The sequence below is a fragment of the Leptolyngbya cf. ectocarpi LEGE 11479 genome (assembly GCF_015207065.1).
Taxonomy (GTDB): domain Bacteria; phylum Cyanobacteriota; class Cyanobacteriia; order Phormidesmidales; family Phormidesmidaceae; genus Leptothoe; species Leptothoe ectocarpi.
In genome coordinates this window covers 1-1,809 of the sequence record NZ_JADEXP010000599.1, presented here as the reverse complement: position 1 = coordinate 1,809, position 1,809 = coordinate 1, and the positions used below count along the sequence as shown (strand labels likewise).

The window sequence follows — 1,809 nt, the reverse complement described above, 5'->3', positions numbered from 1 at the left end:
GTACGATCCCTGGGCCGTTGGCGGTGGCGATGTGAGGCTGATTACAAATCCCACCTTAGATCCACGGATTATTTTTGGCTATTTGTTGCGAAATCCGTTTGGCGGTAGCGGCTGGATTGTCGGTGTTGATAATCTAGAAGATGTGATCGGCGGACACATCTGGATTGGCGGTATTTTGATTGCGGGGGGCATCTGGCATATTTTGGTACCACCGCTGCGTTGGACCTATAACCTTTATCCCTGGAGCGGGGAGACTTACCTCTCTCAAAGCTTGGGAAATATCGCCGGACAGGCATTTATTGCTACTGCCTTTATCTGGTTTAACAATACGGCTTACCCCAGTGTGTTTTATGGCCCCACGATTCCAGAGGCATCCCAGGCCCAGTCTCTCGTATTTCTCATGCGGGACCAAAATCTGGGCGCCGATGTGGCGTCGGCCCAAGGCCCCACGGGTCTGGGTAAGTACCTGCAGCGAGCCCCGACGGGCGAGATTATCTTTGGTGGAGAAACCATGCGGTTTTGGGATGCCCGTGCCCCTTGGTTAGAGCCCTTACGGGGCACCAACGGTCTGGATTTGGATAAGCTCAAGCATGATGTGCAGCCCTGGCAGATTCGGCGAGCGTCAGAATATATGACCCACGCGCCGCTGGGCTCTCTTAACTCAGTCGCCGGACTTGCAACTGAAACCAATGCGTTTAACTATGTTTCTCCACGCACCTGGCTAGCGACTGCCCACTTTATTTTTGCGTTCTTCTTTTTAGTGGGCCACCTCTGGCACGCTGGACGCGCTCGGGCGACTGCGGCTGGGTTTGAGACAGGGATTGATCGAGACAATGAGCCGGTGCTCTCCATGCCGCCGATTGATCCTAGCCTGCGGGACGATTGATGGGTTGTTAACCCCCTCCGTCTACGGTACCTCCCCTTCGAAAGGGGAGGACAACCTACAACAAACTTAAGGAGAGAAACTAAATGGGACTGCCTTGGTATCGCGTCCATACGTCTGTTTTGAACGATCCAGGACGATTAATCGCTGTGCATCTGATGCACAATGCTCTGTGTGCTGGATTTGCTGGCTCCATGCTGTTATTTGAGCTGGCCCGATATGATCCCACCGACCCGATGTTAAATCCGATGTGGCGGCAGGGATGTTTTTTGATGCCGTTTGTGGCTCGCTTGGGGGTGACAAACTCCTGGCAGGGCTGGAGTATTACGGGGGATACATTTGTCGATCCAGGCTTTTGGACCTTTGAAACGGTTGCGATCGCACATATCCTATTCTCCGGTCTAGAATTTCTTGCTGCCTGTTGGCACTGGGTCTACTGGGATGTTTCCACCTTCTTTGACCCCAAAACCGATAAACCCATCATCGACCTGCCCAAGGTCCTCGGTATTCATTTATTACTGGCTGGATTACTGTGTTTTGGCTTTGGCGCTTTCCATCTTACCGGCGTCTTTGGACCGGGCATGTGGGTCTCCGATGCCTATGGTCTGACTGGTCATGTTCAGGGCGTTGCTCCCGATTGGGGAGCCACCGGATTTGACCCGCATAATCCAGGCGGTGTGGTTGCTCACCACATTGCCCTGGGCATAGTGATCATTATTGGCGGGCTGTTTCATATCTCTGTTAGGCCACCGGAATACCTCTACAAAGCCCTGCGCATGGGTAACATTGAGGGAGCCCTGGCCAGTGGTTTAGCTGTTTTCTTTGCCGGAGGCTTTATTGCCGCTGGCACCATGTGGTACGGCACCGCCACCACCCCCCTCGAACTGTGGGGACCCACCCGCCACCAGTGGGATCAAGGCTATTTT

Annotated in this window: 2 pseudogenes; both read left to right on the top strand. The window is 53.7% G+C overall.

The annotated features are described in order from the left end of the window. A pseudogene (locus tag IQ260_RS30320) lies at positions 1–886 on the top strand (photosystem II reaction center protein CP43); the annotation flags it as partial. 83 nt (positions 887–969) lie between these two features. Further along, positions 970–1,809, top strand: a pseudogene (locus IQ260_RS30315) (photosystem II chlorophyll-binding protein CP47); the annotation flags it as partial.